Origin of the sequence: Prosthecodimorpha hirschii, from assembly GCF_001305515.1 — a bacterium.
Taxonomy (GTDB): domain Bacteria; phylum Pseudomonadota; class Alphaproteobacteria; order Rhizobiales; family Ancalomicrobiaceae; genus Prosthecodimorpha; species Prosthecodimorpha hirschii.
Genome location: NZ_LJYW01000001.1, coordinates 554,680 through 574,644 on the forward strand (window position 1 = coordinate 554,680; position 19,965 = coordinate 574,644).

The window sequence follows — 19,965 nt, forward strand, 5'->3', positions numbered from 1 at the left end:
CCCATGCGACGGATCGAATCCTCCATCAACACCGCCTCGGCCGAGTTCCGCCGCAACGAGGCGCACAACCGGCGCCTGGTCGCGGAGTTCCGCGAGAAGCAGGAGGCCGCCCGCCATCTCAGGCCGCCGCGCGATCTCGACCGGCTCGCCCGGCAGAAGAAGCTGACCCCGCGCCAGCGGATCGAGAAGCTGCTCGATCCGGGCACGCCGTTCCTGGAACTGTCCTCGCTCGCCGCCAATATGGCCTATGGCGGCGAGGCGCCGTCGGCGAGCTCCATCGTCGGCATCGGCATCGTCTCCGGCCGGGAGGTGGTCGTGCGCGCCGACGATCCGACCGTGAAGGGCGGCGCCTGGTATCCGCTGACGGCGAAGAAGATCGTGCGGGCGCTCGACATCGCCATGGAGAACCGCCTGCCGGTCGTGCATCTGTGCGATTCCGCCGGCGGCTTCCTGCAGCTGCAAAGCCAAGTCTTCCCCGACCGCTACATGGCCGGCCGCATCTTCCGCAACCAGTCGCTCCTGTCCAAGATGGGCGTCAAGCAGTTGTCGCTGGTGTTCGGCCATTGCACCGCGGGCGGCGCCTACATTCCGGGTCTCTCGGACTATAGCGTGATCGTGCGCGGCACCGGTGCGGTGTTCCTGGGCGGGCCGCCGCTGGTCAAGGCGGCGACCGGCGAGGATGTCTCGGTCGAGGATCTCGGCGGCGCCGAGATGCATACCAGCGTGTCCGGCACCTGCGACTATCCCGCCGACAGCGAGGAGCACGCCATCGCGATCGGCCGCGAGATCGTCTCGCAATGGGACCGGTCGGAGCGCTGGGCACTGCAGCGCGAGGCCCCGGAGGATCCGTTCTACGATCCGCAGGACATCTACGGGATCGTGCCCGACGACATCAAGAAGGCCTTCGACATGCGCGAGATCATCGCCCGCATGGTCGACGGCAGCCGCTTCCACGAGTACCAGCCCAACTACGGCACCACGCTGGTCTGCGGCTATGCCAACATCTGGGGCTACAAGGTCGGCATCCTGGCCAACAACGGCGTGCTGTTCAACGACAGCTCGCTCAAGGGCGCGCATTTCATCGAGCTCTGCAATCAGAACAACACGCCCCTGGTCTTCCTGCAGAACATCACCGGCTACATGGTCGGCCGCGAATACGAGCGCCGCGGCATCACCAAGGACGGCGCCAAGATGATCATGGCGCAGAGCTGCTCGCGGGTGCCGAAATTCACCGTGATGTGCAACGGCTCCTTCGGCGCCGGCAATTACGGCATGTGCGGGCGCGCCTTCGACGGCCGCTTCCTGTTCGCCTGGCCGAACCACCAGATCGGCGTCATGGGCGGCGATCAGGCCGCCAACACGCTGGCCGAGGTCAAGGCGAACCAGATGAAGCGGGCCGGCGGGACCGTCGATCAGGCGGCCGTCGATCAGGTCTGGGAGGAGACGCGCAAGGCCTACCAGGAACAGCTCTCCGCCTACTACTCGACCTCGGAACTGTGGGACGACGGCATCATCGATCCGGTCGACACCCGCAACGCCCTCGCCGTCGCCCTCTCGGCTTCCCTCAATGCCCCGCTCGGACCTCCGGGCTACGGCGTCTTCAGGTTCTGAGCATGTCCGAACCGATCCGCCTCTACTTCGACTTCGCCTCGCCCTATGCCTATTTCGCCCTCGACCCGCTGGCCGAGCTGGCGGCACGCCACGGTCGGACGCTGGAACTGCGGCCGATCCTGCTGTGGGCGGTCTTCAAGGGCCAGGGCGTCGGCAATCCGCTCGAGAAGCCGGCCCGGCGCGCCTATTTCGACCTGGACGTGCCGCGCTCGGCCGCCTTCCACGGCGTTCCGTTCCGCATGCCGGATCCCCTGCAGATCTCGGCCCATCTCGCCGCGCGGCTGCATCACGCCGCGATCGCCGAGCGTCCCGACCTGGCGCTGCCGCTCGCCCGCGACATCTTCCGTGCCTTCTTCGTCGATGGCCTCAATATAGCCGATCGGGCAGTGCTGGCCGGCCTGCCGAGCGTGCTAGCCTTCGGCGCAGAAGCGGTTCAGGCGATGATCGACGGAGCCGACGGTCGCGGCCGGCTGGCGGCGGCGATCGAGGAGGCGGCCGGCATCGGCGTGATCGGCTCGCCCTATGCGGTCGTCGACGGCGAGGGCTTCTTCGGGGCCGACCGGCTGCCGCAGATCGACTGGCGGCTCGGCGGCGGCAAAACCCCGGCGTGAGGGAAAGAGGCGTGATGAGCGAGGCGGACGGAAACGCGGCGTTGCAGCCGACGGCCTTCATCGATTCGCAGTCCGAGCCGGTTCGCGACTTCGTGGACCGGCATGCCGGCACGGGCAGCGACCGCGAGCGGGCGATCCGCCTCTACTACGCGATGCGCGACGCCATCCCCTACGACATGCGCCATTTCGGCATCGAGCCGCATCTCTTCGTCGCCTCCAACGTGCTGGCGGCGCCGGCGGCCTTCTGCGTGCCGAAGGCGATCGCGCTCGCCGCAACCGCGCGGGCCGCCGGCATTCCGGCCCGGATCGGCTTCGCCGACGTGCGCAACCATCTCTCGACGCCGCGCATGCTCGAACTGATCGGCACCGACGTGTTCTACTGGCACGCCTTCACGGTGCTGCATCTGGACGGACAATGGGTCAAGGCGACGCCGGCCTTCGATCTGGCCTTCTGCCGGAAGTTCAACGTCAAGCCGCTCGATTTCGACGGCCGCAGCGACTCGATCTTCCACGAATTCGATCCCGACGGTCGCCGGCACATGGACTATGTGCTCGACCGCGGCAGCTACGACGACATGCCGATCGAGACCTTCGCGGCCGAGATGCGGTCCCACTATCCACGCCTGGTCGCCGCCTCGATCGCCGAGCGGACCTGAACCGCGGCACGAAAACGACAGACTCAGGAGGGGCGGAATGACCGAACATGTGGTGATCGTCGGCGCGGCACGGACCGCGATCGGCAGTTTCGGCGGCAGTCTTTCGGGCGAGACCCCGGCCGGGCTCGGCGCCAAGGTGGCGGCGGAAGCGCTGAAGCGCGCGAAGGTCGAAGCCGACCAGGTCGGCCATGTCGTCTTCGGCAACGTCATCCCGACCGGACCGCAGGACGCCTATCTGGCCCGCGTCGCCGGCATTGAGGCCGGCATCCCGAAATCGACCCCGGCCATGACGCTGAACCGGCTCTGCGGCAGCGGCGTGCAGGCGATCGTCTCCGCGGCGCAATCGATCATGCTCGGCGATGTCGAGGTCGCCGTGGCGGGCGGCGCGGAGGTGATGAGCCGGGCGCCGCACTATCTGAATTCCGGGCGCTTCGGCCAGCGGCTCGGCGACACCACGCTCGCCGACGGGTTGACCGGCGTGCTGACCGACCCGTTCGGCAGCGGCATCATGGGCATCACGGCCGAGAACGTCGCCGAGAAATGGGGCATTTCGCGCGCCGAGCAGGACGCCTTCGCGGCCGAGAGCCAGCGCCGCGCGGCGGCCTCGCTCGCCGACGGCCGCTTCGCCGACCAGATCCTCCCGGTCGAGGTGCAGAAGGGCCGCGCCACCGTCGCCTTTGCGGTCGACGAATATCCCAAGCCCGAGACCACGGCCGAAAGCCTCGCCAAGCTGCCGACCGTCTTCAAGAAGGGCGGCACCGTCACGGCCGGCAACGCCTCCGGCATCAACGACGGCGCCGGCGCGGTGGTGCTGACCTCCGAGCGCCGCGCGGCCGCCGCCGGGCTGACCCCGCTCGCCCGGATCATCGGTTATGCCCATGCCGGCGTCGAGCCGGGCCTGATGGGCATCGGCCCGGTGCCGGCGGTGCGCAGCCTGCTCGCCCGGACCGGCCTGACCATCGAGGATTTCGACCTGGTCGAATCGAACGAGGCCTTCGCGGCCCAGGCGCTGGCCGTCTCCCGCGATCTCGGATTCGATCCCGCGAAGACCAACCCGGACGGCGGTGCCATCGCGCTCGGCCATCCGGTCGGCGCCACCGGGGCCATCCTGACCGTGAAGGCGATCTCGCATCTCAACCGCACCGGCGGCCGCCGGGCGCTGATCACCATGTGCATCGGCGGCGGCCAGGGCATCGCACTGGCGATCGAGCGGATCTGAGCCCGCGTCTTCCGGCGCCGGACCGACATCCGGCGCGGGCGGGCATTCGGCGCCCGGGGGCAGGTCAGGCCCCGGGCAGAAGTCCGGTGCCCGAAACCGCCTGCCAGGCCCGGTAGGCGGCCAGCACCGTCGCCTTCTGCACGGCGACGCCGCGGCGATAGGCGTCGCCGCGGATGGTCTCGTCGGGATATTCGGTGATCAGCGTGACCGGCACCACGCCGCGATCGTCGGCGGAGACGTGGCACGGCAGGCCGTTGACCATGCGGACATCGACGGCGCCGGCATAAAATTCGAACTGCCGCCTCTGCGCCGCGATCCAGGCGACCAACCCGTCGAGCGCGGCGAGGTCCCGCGTCACCCGGTCGAGCAGCGCCTCGGCCGCCCCCGCCCATCCGGCATGATGGCGCAGGATCAGGAAGAAGCCCTTCGGGATGGTCCAGAGCGCGAAGTTGCGCGGGATATAGCCGGTCAGCGGCCGCGTCCATTCATGCGCCGGGTAGCCGTGCAGGTTGACATGCAGCCGCGCGCCCGAGCGCCGGACGGCCTCATGGCGGATCGCCGTCTCGTAGAGCCCGGTGCCGTCCGGCCCGGCCTCGCGATATTCGAGATCGTCGCCGAGGGCGGTATAGCGGGCGGCATGGTGCATGTGGGCAGGTTGCTCGCGGCACAGCCGTCGGTGCAGCGCATGGCCGTCCGGGTTCTCAAGCGGGCAAAGCGTGAAATGCCGCTCCGGCCAGGGGGCCATCACGCGCGCCGCGGCGAGCGCGCCGGCGATGCCGGTGGTCTCGTTGGCGTGCTGAGCGGCGGAGATCATCACGGCCGCATCCGAACCGGCGACATGGCGCGCCCAGACCGTACGCCCGGCCCGGCTGGCGACGTGGAACGCGGTGCCGCCGAGCCGGTCGAGTTCGGCCGCGATGGTTGCCGGCGACGGCGGGCCGTCGTCGGCCTCGTCGAAACGGCCGGGCGCCTCCGCTGCGTCGGCCGCGAAGGACCGGAGCGCGACCTCTAATCCCGGCGGGCCGGCCCCGACCGACACCTCCGGCACGATCTGGCCCGGCTTCAGCCGCCGGTCGCCGGGCGCGCGCCCGGACCGGGCGCCGAACCATTCCAGGATCGAGAAATAGAGATCCTCGTGCATAGCCTCGGCGAGGCTCAGGCTCTCGTGGCCGACGCCGAGCGGCGCGTCGGCCGCGGGGATGCGGACGCGTAGGAGCAGCTCCTCGAAATGGGGCTCGGCCTCCGGCCAGGGATGGCCGGCCACCGCCGCCATGGCCGCCGCGAACAGCGTCTCGTAGTCGGTCGCGAGCCGAGCGCCCGGCGGGTCTCCGGTCTTATCCCGAGCCCCGCCGTCCTCCTCGTCATTGGCCCCCGCCCCGTCCCTGTCCTCGCCGCCTGCCGGCGCCGGTATCCGCCGCAGCCAGCCGGTCGGCGTCAGACACTCGGTGCCGAGATGGTCGACGGCGATCCGATTCGGGGCGAACACGCGATGATGCTCGATCCCGCCGTCCCGCTCGATCTCTACGCGGTATTTCAGGTCCTCTCCCGGCGGGAGCGGCTCCAGGCGCACCGGGATCGGCGCCAGCATGGCGGCAACCGGATAGGCCTCGAGCCGGAAGCGGGCCTCGGGCGCGGCCGGGTGGACCGGATACCGGACCGTGACACCGCGGCAGCCGGAGAGTTCCAGTTCCTCGCGAAAGAAGGTTACGAGAGGCTTGTAGGCACTCCGGAATCGGGCCATGCCGCCGGCCTCGGCGACCTGCCGTTCCGCAGCCCGACGCGCCGCCGCATCGTCGAAGGTCCAGGCCTCGATCGTCTCACCCGGCCGGGCTTCGGCGACCAGCCGATCGAGCGTGCGGGCGAAGGTCTGCCGGAAGGGAAGCGGCATGGCGGCCCCGCGCTGGTTTCGGTTGGCCTCGACACTAATGCCCCTGACGAGGGCTTGGGAATGCCGGATGCGGCGCATCCCACAGGCACGGACGAGACGGCTCGGCTCACCCGCGGCGCGTCGAGCGCTCCTCGTAGAGCCGGACCGCGCGGAGCATGTTGGCCATCGCCTCGTGCAGATGCCTGTGCAATGCCTCGGCAGCCTCCTGCGGGCGGCCTTCGGCGATCGCATCCACGATCGCCGCATGTTCCCCGATCGCGCTTGCATAGGAATCGTTGCGGCAGACCAGCACCGTATGGGTCTGACAGAGCAGCTTCGCGTGCCAGGCGCTGACCGTCTCGTTGTCGGCCGCCGCGACGAGCGTCTCGTGGAATTCGCGGTCGAGCGCCAGCGCCATCTGCAGGTCGTCCAGCGTGCCCCCCTCCGCGTGGCGCGCATGGAGAGTGAGATTGCGCCGCAGGCTGGCGACCATTTCGCCGGTGATGCCGCCCGACACGAAGGCATTCAGCAGCGAAGGCGGCTCGATCATCATGCGCGCCTCGCACAATTCCTCGACCACGCGCGCCGTGAAGCGGCGCACGAAGGCGCCCTTGCGCAACGGGCTTTCGACGAGCCCATCGGCCTCCAGCCGGATCAGCGCCTCCTTGATCGGCGTCGGGCTGATGTCCAGGTCGACCGCCAGTTCCTCCGGCAGCAGCCGGCGTCCACCGCCGAGGCGGCCGGACAGGATCCGGTCGCGCAGTTCCGTATAGGCCCGGTCGGCTAGGGTGGCTCTGCTCAGGCTCACGGCGATCTCCTCGTCTGCCCATGAAAGTAGAAAACAGAAAATTTTTTATTGCCAAGCCCCGCGGCCGATGTTTCTCTCCGGCAAAATGGAGTGCGCCTCGCCATGAAGATCACCGCCGTCGATCCCTTCATCATGCATCTGCCGCTGACGGCGTCCTCGATCGCGGATTCGACCCATTCCATCACCCATTGGGGCGTCGTCGGAACGCGAATCCGCAGCGAGGACGGGTTGGAAGGCTGGGGCTTCACCGGCACCCATGCCCATCTCGCCTCCGACCGGCTGATCACCGCCTGCATCCGCGACTGCTACGCCCCGCTGCTCCTCGGCGAGGACGCACGCGACCATCGCCGGCTCTGGAAGAAACTCGCCCGCAACCCGGCAACCCAATGGGTCGGCCGCGCCGGCATCACCCATCTGGCGGTGGCGGCGGTCGACATCGCGCTCTGGGATCTGGCCGCGAAACGCGCCGACCTGCCGCTCTGGCGCCATCTCGGCGGGGCGACGCGCGAGCATCTCGACGCCTACAACACCGATATCGGCTGGCTCTCCTTCGGCGACGACCTCTTGGTCGATCTCTGCCGCAAGGCCGTCGAGGACGAGGGTTTCCGGCGCATCAAGGTCAAGGTCGGCCACGACAATCCGATGCGCGACGTGCGCCGGCTGGAAGCCGTGCGCCGCGCCATCGGCCCCGACGTAACCATGGCCATCGACGGCAACGGCAAATGGGACCTGCCGACCGCCCTGCGCTTCGCCCGCGCCGCCGAACCGCTCGATATCCTGTGGTTCGAGGAACCGCTCTGGTACGACGACGTGGCCTCGCATGCCGCGCTCGCCCGGTCCAGCCGCATCCCCGTCGCGCTCGGCGAGCAGCTCTATACGCTCGACGCCTTCCGCAGCTTCCTCGATGCCGGGGCGGTGCATTTCGTCCAGCCCGACGTGACCCGGCTCGGCGGCATCACCGAATATATCGAGGTCGCCGACCTCGCCCTTGCCCACCGCCTGCCGGTCGCCCCGCATGCCGGCGAGATGAGCCAAGTCCACGTCCATCTGAGCTTCTGGCACCCGGCCTCCTCGATCCTGGAATACATCCCCTGGATCAAGGACCATTTCGCCGAACCGATCCGGGTCGAGGACGGCCGCTACGTCCGCCCCGAACAGCCCGGCGCCGGCACCACCCCCCTCGCCGCCAGCCTGGAAGCGCACGGCCAGAGCCTGGGTTGATCCCGCAGGCGCCCTCGGGGCTCGCCCGCCCCTCGCCCCCCGCCCAAACCGCAATCCCGGACAAGGCCCGAAGGGCCGCCGATCCGGGACCCACTCGCATCGCAGCCGCATCAAGATCACGCGTGACTTCGGGGCGTCGCGGCAAGCCGCAGTGAGAGTAAGCCCCGTCTCTCCGCTGCCGCTCCGGCCGGGGATCCGTCGAGGGATCTGGGATCCGTCGAGAGATTCGAGGATCCGTCGAGAAATTCGAAACCAACCAGCGGCTTCCCGCTCCGCACGTCCAGCCCCTCGCCGCTCCCCCAAACCGCAATCCCGGACAAGGCCCGCAGGGCCGCCGATCCGGGACCTACTCGCATTGCAACCGCATCAAGATCGCGCGTGACTTCGGGGCTTCGCGGCAAGTTGCGGTGAGAGTAGGCCCCGGCTCTCCGCTGCCGCTCCGGCCGGGGATCCGTCGAGAGATCAGGGATCCGTCGAGAGATCCGAAACCATCCAGCGGCTTCCCGCTCCGCACCGTCCCGCCCCTCGCCGCCCCCCAAAACCGCAATCCCGGACAAGGCCCGAAGGGCCGCCGATCCGGGACCCACTCGCATCGCAGCCGCGTCAAGATCACGCGCGGATGCGGGGCATCGCGGCAAGCCGCCATGGGAGTAGGCCCCGGCTCTCCGCTGACGCTCCGGCCGGGGATCCGTTGAGAGATCCGGGGATCCGACGAGAGATCCCGGGATCCGTTGAGAGATTCGGACCCATCCGGCGGCTTTCCCGCGCCGGGCCATCCAGCCCCTCCCCATCCCCCAAACCGCAATCCCGGACAAGGCCCGCAGGGCCGCCGATCCGGGACCTACTCCCGTCGCAGCCGCGTCAAGATCACGCGCGGATGCTGGGCGTCGCGGCGAGCCGCCATGGGAGTAGGCCCCGGCTCTCCGCTGTCGCTACGGCCGGGGATCCGTTGAGAGATCAGGGATCCGTCGAGAGATTCGAGAATCCGTCGAGAGATTCGAAACCAACCAGCGGCTTCCCGCTCCGCACCGCCCAGCCCCGCGGCGCCATCCCCTCAAACCGCAATCCCGGACAAGGCCCGAAGGGCCGCCGATCCGGGACCTACTCGCATCGCAGCCGCGTCAAGATCACGAGTGAACTGGGGCATCGCGGCAAGTCGCCGAGAGAGTAGGCCCCGGCTCTCCGCTGACGCTTCGGCCGGGGATCCGTTGGGAGATTGGAAACTATCCGGCGATACCCCGTCCCTCTCCATCCCCCAAAGTCGCAATCCTGACGCCCTCAGTCCAGGCGGCGGCGGAGGCCGACGTCGCGGGCGTGGGCGCGGCGGACCATGGCGCGGTAGTAGGGGTCCAGTCGGGCGCCGGCCTCGCGGGCGGCGGCCATGCCGGGGGCGGCTTCGGCCATGATGGCGCGGGCTTCCCGGCGCAGCGCGACCTCGTCGACCGTCGTCACCTTTCCGTCGCGCACCACCCAGCGGCCGGCGACCATGACGTGGCGCACCGAGGAGCCGGTCTCGCAATAGACGAGCTGGCGTTCGATATCGTTGAGCGGCGTGAAGGCGAAGGTGTCGAGATCGACCACCGCGAGGTCGGCGAGCGCACCGGGTGCGAGCCGGCCGATCCGGCCTTCGAGGCCGAGTGCGCGGGCGCCGCCGTGCCACATGGTATCGAGAATTTCCGGCGCGGCCGGCCAGGTGGCGGGATCGGCATCGGCGAGCGTGTGGACCAGCCCCATGCCCTTGATGGCGCCCCAGAGATTGGCGCTGTCGTCGGCGATCAGTTCGTCGGTGCCGAGGCAGACCTGGATGCCGGCGTTGCGCCAGGCCCGGAACGGCGCGATGCCGCTGCCGAGGCGCAGGTTGCAGACCGGATTGTGGGCGACGGTGACGCCGGTCTCGGCCAGGATGCGCATGTCGTCGTCGTCGACCCAGATGGCGTGGATCACCACGGTGTCGGGCGACAGCGCGCCGTTGTCATGGGCGTAGCGGACCAGCGAGCGGCCGTATTTCTCATCGCCCAGCACGCGCTGCAGCTTGGTCTCCAGGATGTGGATGTTGAACGGCAGGTGCCGCTCGCGGCTGAGCCGCGACAAGGCTTCCAGATAGGGCACCGTCACGCGCTGCGGCGCCGAACAGGACAGGGCGGCGGACAGGCGGCCGTCGGCGGCGCCGTCCCAGGTGTCGATCAGATGGCGGTAGAGTTCGATCAGTTCCTCCCCGCTCTGGCGCGGCGCGGCATCCATGGCGGCGCGCATCTCGGGCGGCAGCAGGTCGGCGAGGAACGGGAACTTGTCGTATTCGACCACGTTCGGTTGGTCGATAGCGACGCGGGCGCGCATGCCGGATTCGCGATAGGCCGCCATGATGCCGTCGACGCTGTCGCGCGTGGCGATCGGGACATGGAAGGCATCGTCCATCACCGAGGTGATGCCGAGCTTCAGCATTTCGAGCGCGCCGAGCAGCGTGCGGACATGGGCGAGCCGGCCGGAATCGGCGCCTTGCGCCAGCGGTGGCACCTCGTAGAGCATGAACAGTTCGAGCGGCAGGCCGTCGAGCATGCCCTTCATAAAATTGCCGGGCGAATGGAAATGCGCGTTGATCAGCCCCGGCATGACCAGGTGGCCGGCCGCCTCGACGATCGCGCATCCGGCCGGCGCCTGAAGCGCCGTCCCGATCGCCGCAATCCGGTCGCCGGACACCAGAAGATCGGCCGTCTCGCGCCGGCGCCCCTGCCCCGTCTCGACGAGGATCTCCCCACCGCGGATCAGGATATCGGTCGGAGCGGCGGCGCGGCCGCCCGCATTTTGTGCGGTGGGGGACATGGTTCGGACCGGGATTGGGGGCGCAGCCGGAGCGAAAACCGCCCGCTTGCGCTTGATGTTGGAGAAGCCGCGCGAACTTGCCGACGATGACGCTTCGGATCAAGGCATTCCGCACCCGGCCGGTGCCTCACATTTGGGCAGCCATCCGGGTTGCCAATCGTATGTTATATCGTAACATTCGGCATCGTTAGCATTCGTGCGGCCCTCTCGGCCGGCGCCGCATTGGCATGGCGCTTGCTCATAGGGGGTCAGCGCAGAGCGTCAGGCTCTTTCGGGTTGGCGTGCCCATCGTCGGGATCCCGTGCAGGGATCGTGGGGCGCTGCGCGTGCCTCTCGATCCGCCGGCTCAACGGTGGTTCGAGCCAGGACGGGGTCCAGTTCGGTTCCAAAGAACCGGAGGGGACCATGTGCGATCGTGATGGCACTTTTTATCGGAATTTCTCCCGGCGCGGCTTCCTGAAGTCGACCGCCGCGGGCGCTGCGACCGTGGCGCTGCCCGCGTCGCTCGCCTCCATGCTGATGCCGCAGCCCGCCTTTGCCGCCACCACCGTCAAGGCGACGCATGGGTCCGGCTTCTGCAATATGGGCATCTTCCTCGCCAAGGAGCGCGGTCTGACCAAGGCCGACGGCGTCGACCTCGAATTCGTCGTCACCCCGTCGAATACCGAGATCACCACCATGTTCGGCGCGGGTCTCGTCGACATCTCGATGATCCCCTATTCAAACTTCATGACGCTCTACGATGCCGGCGCGCCGGTGAAGATCGTCGCCGGCGGCGGCGTGCAGGGCTGCATCATCGTTGCCAAGGAGGGCATCAAGTCCGCGGCCGACCTGAAGGGCAAGACCTTCGGCACCTTCCAGGCCGACACGCTTGAAGTCCTGCCCTACGACTACCTGAAGAAGGCCGGCCTGTCCTTCAAGGACGTGCAGATCAAGTATCTCGACACCTCGCCGGAACTGGCCCAGGCCTTCATCGCCGGCGCGATCGACGCGATCTGCCACATCGAGCCCTACGCCACCCAGTGCGTCATCGGCCGCAAGGGCGCGACCGTGCTGTCCGACGGCACCGATCTCTACGGCAAGGGCTATTCGGACTGCGTGCTCGCCGTCCGCACCCCGCTGATCGAGAAGAACCCGGCCGCCGTCAAGGCGGTCATCAAGGCGCTGATGGTCGCCCAGTCCCAGGCCGAGTCCGACAAGACCGCGGCCCTCAAGGACACGGTCGGCAAATACTACAAGACCTCCATGGAAGCCGCCATGGACGCTTCGACCAAGCAGCCGATCGTGGTCGACCAGCGCAACCAGACCCAGTTCATCATCGATCGCGGTCTTTCGATGCAGGAACTCGGCTACGTCAAGAAGTCCCCCGACAAGGGCGCTTTCGACTGGTCGCTGCTCGAGGCCGTCATCGCCGAGAACAAGCCGCTCTACGACGGCCTGAAGCTGAAGTCCGCCTGATCGGGGCGGCCGCTCCCGCAGGCGGCCCCCTCCTCTCTCCGCGCGACCGCGCCGAACGGCCTGATCGCCCGGACCCGAATGGACGGCAATGCGGCACCCGCCGGGGTTCCCGTTCCGGCAGGGTGCCGCATCCCCGCGCCCCTCTCCGCAGTCCTCTCCGTTCGAAAACGCGACGAGTAGCCATGACCATGAGCGCACAATCGGTTCCTTCCGGCAGCCCACTCGGAGGCTCGCTCGGCGGCGGCAAGCTTCCCGTCCGGAGCTTTCCGTCGCCGGCCGCGAAGAGACGGCTCACGTCGCTGTTCTGGGGGCTGGTCTCGGTCGGCCTGTTCGCCGCGATCTGGGAATTGCTCTGGTATGTCGAAGTCGCCAATCCGCTCCTGCTGCCGCCGCCGCACATGTTCCTGCAGGACATTCCCGGCACGCTGAAATTCTTCGACCGCTCCAACAAGGTCGGCCACATGGCGACCGGCGGCGGCGCGACCGCCCTGATGGCCACCGCCGGCTGGACCATGTTCCGCGTCTTCACCGGTCTGGCGCTCGGTCTGGTGCTCGGCACGGCCGTCGGCGCGCTCATCCACTACATCAAAACCTTCCGCAATCTGGCTCTCGGAACGGTGCTTCTGCTGGCGCCGATCTCCCCGGTCGCCTGGCTGCCGGTCGCCATCTTCGTGTTCGGCATCGGCGACGTGCCGGCCATCTTCCTGGTCTTCATCACGGTCTTCTTCGCGATCGTCCTGTCGACCGGCGCCCAGATCGCCAGCGTGCCGAAGAACTATCTGCATGTCGCCCGCATCATGGGGGCGACCGAGCGGCAGACCTTCTGGCGGGTGATCCTGCCCGCCATTCTGCCGAGCCTGTTCATGACCGTGCGCCTCAACCTGCTCGGCGCCTGGATGGTCGTTCTGGTCGCCGAGACGGTCGGCGTCGGCTCCGGGCTCGGCCAGATCACCAACATGGCGAGGGCGACCTTCAACGCCAAGCTCGTCTTCTTCAACATGGCGATCATCGGAGCGCTGGGTTTCCTCAGCGACTGGGCCCTGCGCGAATTCCAGCGCAAGACGCTCTGGTGGGTCGCCCCCGGCGAGGGAGCCTCCCGATGAACCGCCCCATCTCCGCCCGCCCCTCCGTGTCGATCAAGGCCGTCGACAAGATCTGGACGCCCGAGGGACGGACCCCGGTCGAGGCCCTGCGCGGCCTGGAATTCGACGTGGCGCCGGGCGAGTTCGTCGTCCTGCTCGGCCCGTCGGGCTGCGGCAAGTCCACGCTGCTCTACATGATCGCCGGCCTCGAAGGGGTCAGCGGCGGCTCGATCGTCTGCGACGGCCTGCCGGTGACCGAGCCTTCGGCGGAGCGCGGCCTGATCTTCCAGGAGGCCTCACTGTTTCCCTGGCTGACCATCGCCGACAACGTCGCCTTCGGCCTGTCGATCCAGGGCGTGCTGCCGGTGCGCCGGCGCGAGATCGCCATCGAGATGCTGAAGCGCGTCGGCCTCGGCGATATGCTCGACAAGAAGCCGGACGAACTGTCCGGCGGCATGCGCCAGCGCGCCGCCTGCGCCCGGGCGCTGGCCATGAAGCCGAAGGTCCTGATGATGGACGAGCCCTTCGCGGCGCTCGACGTGCAGACGCGCTCGCGCATGCAGGACTTCCTCCTGCAGATCTGGCGCGACAGCGGCGCCTCGATCCTGCTCGTCACCCATTCGATCGACGAGGCCATCGCGCTCGCCGACCGGGTGGTGGTGTTCACCGCCCGACCCGGCCGCGTGAAGACCATCGTGCCGATCGACCTGCCCCGCCCGCGGCCGACCCGCGACCCGCGCTACCACGAGTATCGCGACATGTTCACCGAGCTTCTCGCCGCCGAGGTCGATCGGGCCTTCGCCGAACAGGAAGCGGCCTGAGGCCATCCGATGGGCACGCCTTTCAGACTAGGCGCGGTCGGGACCGGCCCCGCCGACGGGAATCCTGCGTCCGCGCGCCATCAGGCCGAGGCCGGCATCCGGCAGGCGGCGGCCGCGGGCGCCCACCTCGTCCTGCTGCCGGAGCTCTTTGCCTGGCCCTATACGGCTGCGGAAGATCCGGCCCGCTTCCCGCTCGCCGGCGAAGCGATCGACGGCCCGACCGCCCGCTGGGCCTCCGATCTCGCCCGCGACCTCGGCGTCGCCATCCTGTACGGCGCGCCGCTGGCCGGGGCGGCCGGGGCGCCGCCGTTCAACGCCGCCCTGCTGGCCCGGGCCGACGGCCGCATCGAGATCGCCGCCACCAAGATCCACCTGCCGCCGCCGGGCGACGGCGACGCCTTCGGCGAGGCCGATCATTTCACGCCCGGCGCCGCCACGGTCCGGGTGCTGGAAATCGGCCCGATCCGCGTCGCCCCGCTGATCTGCTACGACCGGCGCTTCCCGGAATGCTGGCGCGCCGCCGCGGCCGGGGGCGCCGACTGCGTCGCCGTGCTGGTCGCCGGACCGGCGCCGGCCGATCCGGCCCCGCTCTATCTCGGCGAACTGGCGACGCACGCTCGCGCCAACGCCGTCTATGCGCTGGCCGCCGCGCGCTTCGGCGCCGAGACCGTGACCGGCCGAGCCGTCCTGCATGACGGCGCGACCGCCGCGATCTCGCCGAACGGCGCCGTCCTGGCCGTCGCCGACGGGCCCCCGTCCCCACAGGGCTCGTCCGCGCCGGACGGCCGGCCGGGTCCCATTGTCCTGATCGACATCGATCCCGCCGCGCTCGCCGCCGCCCGGGCCGCGAACCCGACCGCGGCGCGCCTGCGCCTTCCGCTCAAGAACGCCCCCCAAGGAGAAAAGCCATGGCAGAACTGATCGTCCAGGCCCGCACGCTGATCACCGGCGCTGCGGACCGCCACAACCCGGTCGTCATCGACAAGGGCGCGGTCCTGTCCCGCGACGGCGTCGTGGTGGCGACCGGCACGCTCGACGAGATGGTCGCGCTGGCGCCGACCGCGCCGGTCAAGACCTATCCGAAGCACGCCATGCTGCCGGGCTTCGTCAACGCCCACCACCATGTCGGCATCACGCCGCTGCAGCACGGCTCGCCGGACCATCCGCTGGAACTGTGGTTCGCCAGCCGCATCCCGGCGCGCCGGCTCGACCTCTATCTCGACACGCTCTATTCGGCCTTCGAGATGATCGCCTCCGGCATCACCACCGTGCAGCATATCCAGGGCTGGATGCAGGGCGGCTACGACGCCATCCACGGCGCGGCCACCAAGGTGCTGAACGGCTACCGCAACATCGGCATGCGCGCCTCCTACTGCTACGCCGTGCGCGAGCAGAACCGCCTCGTCTACGAGGCCGACGAGGATTTCTGCGCCCGCCTGCCGAAGGATCTCGCCGACCGTCTGCTGCCCTATCTGAAGTCCCAGGCCATGCCCTTCTCGGACTTCATGCGCCTGTTCGACCAGTTGCACGCCGAGAACCAGGGCCAGCGCCTGACCCGCATCCAGCTGGCGCCGGCCAACCTGCATTGGGTCTCCGACGACGGCCTGCTCGCCCTGCAGGAGAAGTCCCGCTCGGCCAACGTGCCGATGCACATGCATCTGCTCGAGACCGCGCTGCAGAAGGAATATGCCTATCGCCGCACCGGCAAGACCGCCATGCGCCATCTCTACGATCTCGGCCTGCTCGGCCCGCACATGACGCTCGGCCACGGCGTCTGGCTGAATGCCGAGGATATCGACATCGCGGCCGATACCGGCACCTGCATCTGCCACAACTGCTCGTCCAACTTCCGCCTGCGCTCGGGCCTCGCCCCGCTCAATGTCTGGGAGAAGAAGGGCATCAATGTCGGCATGGGTCTCGACGAGGCCGGCATCAACGAAGACCGCGACATGCTGCAGGAGCTGAAGCTGGCGCTGCGCGTCCACCGCACCCCCGGCATGGACGACGACGTGCCGACGCCGACGCAAATCTTCCGCATGGCGAGCGAGGGCGGCGCCAAGACGACCGCCTTCGGCAGCGAGATCGGCCGGCTCGATCCGGGCCGCCATTTCGACGCCGTGCTGATCGACATCGATGCCGCCTTCTATCCCTACCAGGATACCGACATCCCGTTGCTCGACGCCCTGGTGCAGCGCGCCCATGCCCGCCACGTCTCGGCGGTCTATGTCGACGGCGAGGTGGTCTATGCAGACGGCCGCTTCACCAAGATCGACCGCGACGCGGTGCTGAAGGAGATCCACGACATCCTGGCCCAGCCGCGGACCGAGGACGAGATCGCCCGCCGTCAGCTCGGCTTCGACGTGTTCCCGCATGTGAAGAAGTTCTACGAGGGCTATATCCGCGACGAGCCGCGCAAGCCCTTCTACGAGGCCTCCTCGTCGGTCTGATCCGAGGGCCGGAAAGAAGCCGGGCGAAGTCCTGTCGCAGGACTTCGCCCGGGATCGTACGGTTCAGGAGACCTGGAATTCAGGCGGCGTTCTTCTGCGCCAGGGCGTCATAGAAGGCCGTCTCGAAGGCCATGTAGCCGGTGAACGAGGCGGCATCGGCGAAGGGCAGGATCTGCGTCGCCCAGAAGCCGCCGAAGCCGTTCTCGCGGTCGATCCAGTAGAACAGGTTGGCGAGGCCGGCCCAGCCGAGCGCACCGGCCGGGCGACCGGTCGGGGCGATATCGTCGTTGACCATGAAGGTGAAGGCCCAGGATTTCGACAGCCCGGGGAAGAACTCGGCATCGTTCGACAGCGACGGGATGACGCCCGGCAGCATGCAGATCTTCTTGTCGCCGAGCTGGTTCTGCGCCGCCATCCGGACGGTTTCCGGCTTCAGCACGCGGCCGTGCGGGCCGGCACCGTCATTCAGCCACATGCGGATGAAGCGCATGTAGTCCTCGACGGTGCTGTGCAGGCCGTGGCCGCCCATATGCACCTCCGGCGTGGCCGGCAGTTCGAAGTCGAGCGCGGTCAGGGAGCCGTCGGCCCCGCGCGCATGCATGCCGGCGAGCCGGCTGCGCATGCTCTCGGTCAGTTCGAAGCCGGTGTCGGTCATGCCGAGCGGCTCGAAGATGCGGCGCTTGAATACCTCGCCGAGCCGCTCGCCGGTGATGCCCTCGACCACCTGGCCGCACCAGTCGATATTGGTGCCGTACTCCCAGCGATCGCCCGGATCGAACAGGAGCGGCGTCGTGAGCGAGGCCAACGACGCCGTCACGACGCTCGGCTGCCCCTTCTCGATCGCCAGCCGATTGTAGGTCGCGTTGAAGAAATCGTAGCCGAAGCCGGCCGTGTGCAGCATCAGCATGCGGGTGGTGATCTCCCGCTTCGGCGGCCTGAGCCGGGGCTCGCCGGCCGCATCGAAGCCTTCGATCACCTGCAACTCGCCGATCGCCGGCGCATAGATCTTGGCCGGGGCATCGAGATCGAGCCGCCCCTCCTCGACCAGCTGCAGCACGGCCGTGCCGGTGACCGCCTTGGTGGTCGAGAAGATCGCGAACACCGTGTCGGTGGTCATCGGCTGGTCGCGGTCGATCCGCCGCTTGCCGGCGGCGCCGCGATAGATGGTCTGGGTCCGGTCGGTCGCCATGGCGACGACGCCGGGCACATGCGGCGCGGTCTCGACCACGCCGTTCAGGATCGCGTCCGCGGACGCGGAAAAGCCATTCTGCATCGCTTCCTCCCTTGTTCTTTTCGTCATCGCTGCGTGGCGGGCAGTCCGGTGCCGCCCGCCGCACCCGTGTCGGGATCGGGACCGGCTCCGAACCTGCCCGCTCCGTGCCTCGCGCGGTCTTCGCCGCTACTGGATGACGAAGCCGGGATAGCCCCCGGCCGCGACCTCGTCGCATTTGCGCCGATAGGTGCCGACCCCGCCGGTATAGGACAGCACGCGGCGCGGCTTGCCGGGCACGTTCGAGCCAAGATACCAGGAATTGGTCTTGGCGATCAGCGTCGCCCCGGCGGTCTCGTCGTGGTGCCGGACCCAGGCCTCCTCGGCCTCCGCCGTCGGCTCCATCACGGTCTTGCCCTGCTGGCTGAGGTGGGCGATGCAGGCGCTGATCCACTCGGTCTGCTGCTGCAGGCAGGTGGTCATGTTGCAGAGCGCGGCCGAAGGGGCGAGCGGCACGGCGGTCGTGAACAGGTTCGGATAGCCGTGGACCTGCAGCCCCATCGTGGTGCGGATGTCGCGGCCCCAATCCTCCGTCAGCGAGCGCCCGCCCTTGCCGCGGATGTCGATCCGGGTCAGAGCGCCGGTGCCGGCATCGAAGCCGGTCGCCAGGATGATCACATCGAGCGGGTAGACGGTCCCGTCGGCAAGGCGCAGGCCCTCGGGCACCACCGCCACGATCGGGTTGTCCTTGACGCTGACCGCCGTGACGTTCGGCCGGTGATAGACCTCCAGATAGTTGCGCTCGAGCGGCACGCGATGGGTGCCGAAGCCGTAGTCGCTCGGGATCAGGAGATCGCACAGCCGCGGGTCCTTCAGGCGCGCGCGCATCTTCTCGCGCACGAATTCGGACACCTCCTGGCTGACCGCCTCGTCGAAGAACATCTCGCCGAACGAGGCCAGCCAGAGCTTCAGCGAGCCGTCCGCATAGATGTCCTCCAGGACGGCGCGGCGCTCGGCCGGCGACAGGTCCGCCCAGGTATACTGGAAGTCGTATTCGAAGCCCGTGAAGGTATGCGGCAGGGTCTGCCGCAGGTCCTCGAAGCGCTCCTTGTAGGCCTGGACCTCATCGGGGCCATAGGCCGGGCTCTTCATCGGCAGGGTATATTGCGGCGTCCGGATGAAGACATCGAGATGGCCGACCGTGTCGGCGATGGTCTGGATCACCTGGATGCCGGTCGCCCCGATGCCGACGACGCCGACCCGCTTGCCGGAGAGATCGATCGGCTCGCGCGGCCAGCGGCTGGTGTGGAAGATGCGGCCCTTGAAGCTGGCCTGGCCCGGGAAGACCTCGGTCAGCGGCGCCGACAGCATGCCGCAGCAGGTGATCAGATACTGGGTGTCGATGACCTCGCCGGCCCCGGTCCGGACCGTCCAGCGGCGCGTCGCCTCGTCATAGTGGGCGGCTTCGATGGTGGTCTCGAACTGGATGTCCTTGCGCAGGTCGAGCCGGTCGGCGACATAGTTGAGCCAGCGCTCGATTTCCGGCTGGGCCGGGAACTTCTCGCTCCAGGACCAGTCCTTGAAGAGCTCTTCCGAGAAATAATACTGGTAGATATAGGCCTCGGAGTCGAACTTGGCGCCCGGATAGCGGTTCCAGTACCAGGTTCCGCCGACACCCGCGGCATTGTCGTAGGCGCGCACCGTGAGACCCTGGTTGCGCAGCATGTGAAGCTGGTAGAGACCGGCGACACCAGCACCGATGATCATCGCATCGAGCCGGGTCGCACCGTCCGTTGCCTTGCCGGCATGATTGTTCGTGACCGAAGCGGCCATATCGTCCTCCCATGGTCCGTCCCTGAGGGGCGCCTGTCGCAAACGCACCTCGAGCGCGCGCCCTCCCGGCAGCGCAGCCCATCCTTGTCGGATGCCCGGAGGCTCGCCCGAAACCGTCGAGCCGGTCTTGAAGCCTTCCTGCAAAATTTGGAACGGATCCGACAGTCGGGGCGATTGCCGGCGCATCGGCTCGACAAAAGGCGATGTCTATGCGTTGATAAACGTATGGGCCATATTGTGCACCGCACAAATCATGCGGCATGGCAACGTAAGCAAACCTGACGCTTCTCGGACCCTTGCG

At 68.5% G+C, this 19,965-nt stretch carries 15 protein-coding genes; 10 read left to right on the forward strand and 5 right to left on the reverse strand.

Annotation, left to right across the window (positions count from 1 at the left end; translation table 11 throughout):
• Window positions 1-3 precede the first annotated feature (3 nt).
• Genes ABB55_RS02315 through bktB form a run of 4 tightly spaced genes read left to right on the forward strand, consistent with a single transcriptional unit; the run spans window position 4 to window position 4,097 of the window.
• Window positions 4-1,611, forward strand: a complete 1,608-nt coding sequence (locus ABB55_RS02315) for an acyl-CoA carboxylase subunit beta (RefSeq protein ID WP_054357359.1) — start codon at window positions 4-6, stop codon at window positions 1,609-1,611.
• 2 nt (window positions 1,612-1,613) lie between these two features.
• Entirely contained in the window at window positions 1,614-2,222 is a 609-nt protein-coding gene (locus ABB55_RS02320; RefSeq protein ID WP_054357360.1) for a 2-hydroxychromene-2-carboxylate isomerase, read from the forward strand.
• 14 nt (window positions 2,223-2,236) lie between these two features.
• Window positions 2,237-2,878: a transglutaminase domain-containing protein gene (locus ABB55_RS02325; protein WP_054357361.1), complete on the forward strand. Its 642-nt coding sequence runs from the start codon at window positions 2,237-2,239 to the stop codon at window positions 2,876-2,878.
• A gap of 37 nt (window positions 2,879-2,915) precedes the next feature.
• The gene (bktB, locus tag ABB55_RS02330) at window positions 2,916-4,097 is read left to right on the forward strand and encodes a beta-ketothiolase BktB (RefSeq protein ID WP_054357362.1); all 1,182 of its coding nucleotides are present in this window, start codon (window positions 2,916-2,918) and stop codon (window positions 4,095-4,097) included.
• Between the two features lie 64 nt (window positions 4,098-4,161).
• On the opposite strand, the gene ABB55_RS02335 is transcribed toward bktB, so the two are convergent.
• Together ABB55_RS02335 and ABB55_RS02340 are read right to left on the reverse strand one after the other, a co-directional pair.
• Window positions 4,162-5,985, reverse strand: a complete 1,824-nt coding sequence (locus tag ABB55_RS02335) for a M14 family metallopeptidase (protein WP_054357363.1) — start codon at window positions 5,983-5,985, stop codon at window positions 4,162-4,164.
• 106 nt (window positions 5,986-6,091) lie between these two features.
• A complete protein-coding gene (locus ABB55_RS02340) occupies window positions 6,092-6,772 on the reverse strand; it encodes a GntR family transcriptional regulator (protein ID WP_054357364.1) in 681 nt (226 codons plus the stop codon).
• A gap of 102 nt (window positions 6,773-6,874) precedes the next feature.
• Between ABB55_RS02340 and ABB55_RS02345 the strand changes: the two genes are divergently transcribed.
• On the forward strand, window positions 6,875-7,993 hold the full coding sequence (locus ABB55_RS02345; protein WP_054357365.1) for a mandelate racemase/muconate lactonizing enzyme family protein: 1,119 nt from the start codon (window positions 6,875-6,877) through the stop codon (window positions 7,991-7,993).
• A gap of 1,278 nt (window positions 7,994-9,271) precedes the next feature.
• Here the strand turns inward: ABB55_RS02345 and ABB55_RS02350 are convergent.
• Window positions 9,272-10,813, reverse strand: a complete 1,542-nt coding sequence (locus ABB55_RS02350) for an amidohydrolase family protein (RefSeq protein ID WP_244471953.1) — start codon at window positions 10,811-10,813, stop codon at window positions 9,272-9,274.
• A gap of 405 nt (window positions 10,814-11,218) precedes the next feature.
• Here ABB55_RS02350 and ABB55_RS02355 point away from each other — a divergent pair, with 405 nt between their 5' ends.
• The 5 genes from ABB55_RS02355 (at window position 11,219) to ABB55_RS02375 (ending at window position 16,621) form a co-directional block, all read left to right on the forward strand.
• Complete coding sequence (locus ABB55_RS02355) at window positions 11,219-12,271, forward strand: ABC transporter substrate-binding protein (protein WP_054357366.1); 1,053 nt, start codon at window positions 11,219-11,221, stop codon at window positions 12,269-12,271.
• Window positions 12,272-12,453: 182 nt separating this feature from the next.
• On the forward strand, window positions 12,454-13,374 hold the full coding sequence (locus ABB55_RS02360; RefSeq protein ID WP_054357367.1) for an ABC transporter permease: 921 nt from the start codon (window positions 12,454-12,456) through the stop codon (window positions 13,372-13,374).
• Window positions 13,371-14,174 carry an ABC transporter ATP-binding protein gene (locus tag ABB55_RS02365; protein ID WP_054357368.1) on the forward strand — a complete coding sequence of 268 codons (804 nt, stop codon included), beginning with the start codon at window positions 13,371-13,373 and terminating at the stop codon, window positions 14,172-14,174. The genes ABB55_RS02360 and ABB55_RS02365 overlap by 4 nt, the downstream gene beginning before the upstream one ends.
• A 9-nt stretch (window positions 14,175-14,183) precedes the next feature.
• Window positions 14,184-15,095, forward strand: a complete 912-nt coding sequence (locus ABB55_RS02370; protein WP_054357369.1) for a carbon-nitrogen hydrolase family protein — start codon at window positions 14,184-14,186, stop codon at window positions 15,093-15,095.
• Entirely contained in the window at window positions 15,083-16,621 is a 1,539-nt protein-coding gene (locus ABB55_RS02375) for an amidohydrolase family protein (RefSeq protein WP_054357370.1), read from the forward strand. Before ABB55_RS02370 ends, ABB55_RS02375 begins: the two co-directional genes overlap by 13 nt.
• 79 nt (window positions 16,622-16,700) lie before the next feature.
• On the opposite strand, the gene acmB is transcribed toward ABB55_RS02375, so the two are convergent.
• Both acmB and ABB55_RS02385 read right to left on the reverse strand, forming a co-directional pair.
• Window positions 16,701-17,894, reverse strand: a complete 1,194-nt coding sequence (gene acmB / locus ABB55_RS02380; protein ID WP_054357371.1) for a methyl acetate hydrolase AcmB — start codon at window positions 17,892-17,894, stop codon at window positions 16,701-16,703.
• A 126-nt stretch (window positions 17,895-18,020) separates the two neighbouring features.
• Window positions 18,021-19,664 carry a flavin-containing monooxygenase gene (locus tag ABB55_RS02385; protein ID WP_054357372.1) on the reverse strand — a complete coding sequence of 548 codons (1,644 nt, stop codon included), beginning with the start codon at window positions 19,662-19,664 and terminating at the stop codon, window positions 18,021-18,023.
• Window positions 19,665-19,965: the final 301 nt, after the last annotated feature.

What these genes read in the sequence shown, in the direction of transcription:
- ABB55_RS02315 (WP_054357359.1), top strand. Translation starts at nt 4, where the DNA reads ATGCGACGGATCGAATCCTCCATCAACACCGCCTCGGCCGAGTTCCGC.
- ABB55_RS02320 (WP_054357360.1), top strand. Translation starts at nt 1,614, where the DNA reads ATGTCCGAACCGATCCGCCTCTACTTCGACTTCGCCTCGCCCTATGCC.
- ABB55_RS02325 (WP_054357361.1), top strand. Translation starts at nt 2,237, where the DNA reads ATGAGCGAGGCGGACGGAAACGCGGCGTTGCAGCCGACGGCCTTCATC.
- bktB (WP_054357362.1), top strand. Translation starts at nt 2,916, where the DNA reads ATGACCGAACATGTGGTGATCGTCGGCGCGGCACGGACCGCGATCGGC.
- ABB55_RS02335 (WP_054357363.1), bottom strand. Translation starts at nt 5,985, where the DNA reads ATGCCGCTTCCCTTCCGGCAGACCTTCGCCCGCACGCTCGATCGGCTG.
- ABB55_RS02345 (WP_054357365.1), top strand. Translation starts at nt 6,875, where the DNA reads ATGAAGATCACCGCCGTCGATCCCTTCATCATGCATCTGCCGCTGACG.
- ABB55_RS02350 (WP_244471953.1), bottom strand. Translation starts at nt 10,813, where the DNA reads ATGTCCCCCACCGCACAAAATGCGGGCGGCCGCGCCGCCGCTCCGACC.
- ABB55_RS02355 (WP_054357366.1), top strand. Translation starts at nt 11,219, where the DNA reads ATGTGCGATCGTGATGGCACTTTTTATCGGAATTTCTCCCGGCGCGGC.
- ABB55_RS02360 (WP_054357367.1), top strand. Translation starts at nt 12,454, where the DNA reads ATGACCATGAGCGCACAATCGGTTCCTTCCGGCAGCCCACTCGGAGGC.
- ABB55_RS02365 (WP_054357368.1), top strand. Translation starts at nt 13,371, where the DNA reads ATGAACCGCCCCATCTCCGCCCGCCCCTCCGTGTCGATCAAGGCCGTC.
- ABB55_RS02370 (WP_054357369.1), top strand. Translation starts at nt 14,184, where the DNA reads ATGGGCACGCCTTTCAGACTAGGCGCGGTCGGGACCGGCCCCGCCGAC.
- ABB55_RS02375 (WP_054357370.1), top strand. Translation starts at nt 15,083, where the DNA reads ATGGCAGAACTGATCGTCCAGGCCCGCACGCTGATCACCGGCGCTGCG.
- acmB (WP_054357371.1), bottom strand. Translation starts at nt 17,894, where the DNA reads ATGCAGAATGGCTTTTCCGCGTCCGCGGACGCGATCCTGAACGGCGTG.
- ABB55_RS02385 (WP_054357372.1), bottom strand. Translation starts at nt 19,664, where the DNA reads ATGGCCGCTTCGGTCACGAACAATCATGCCGGCAAGGCAACGGACGGT.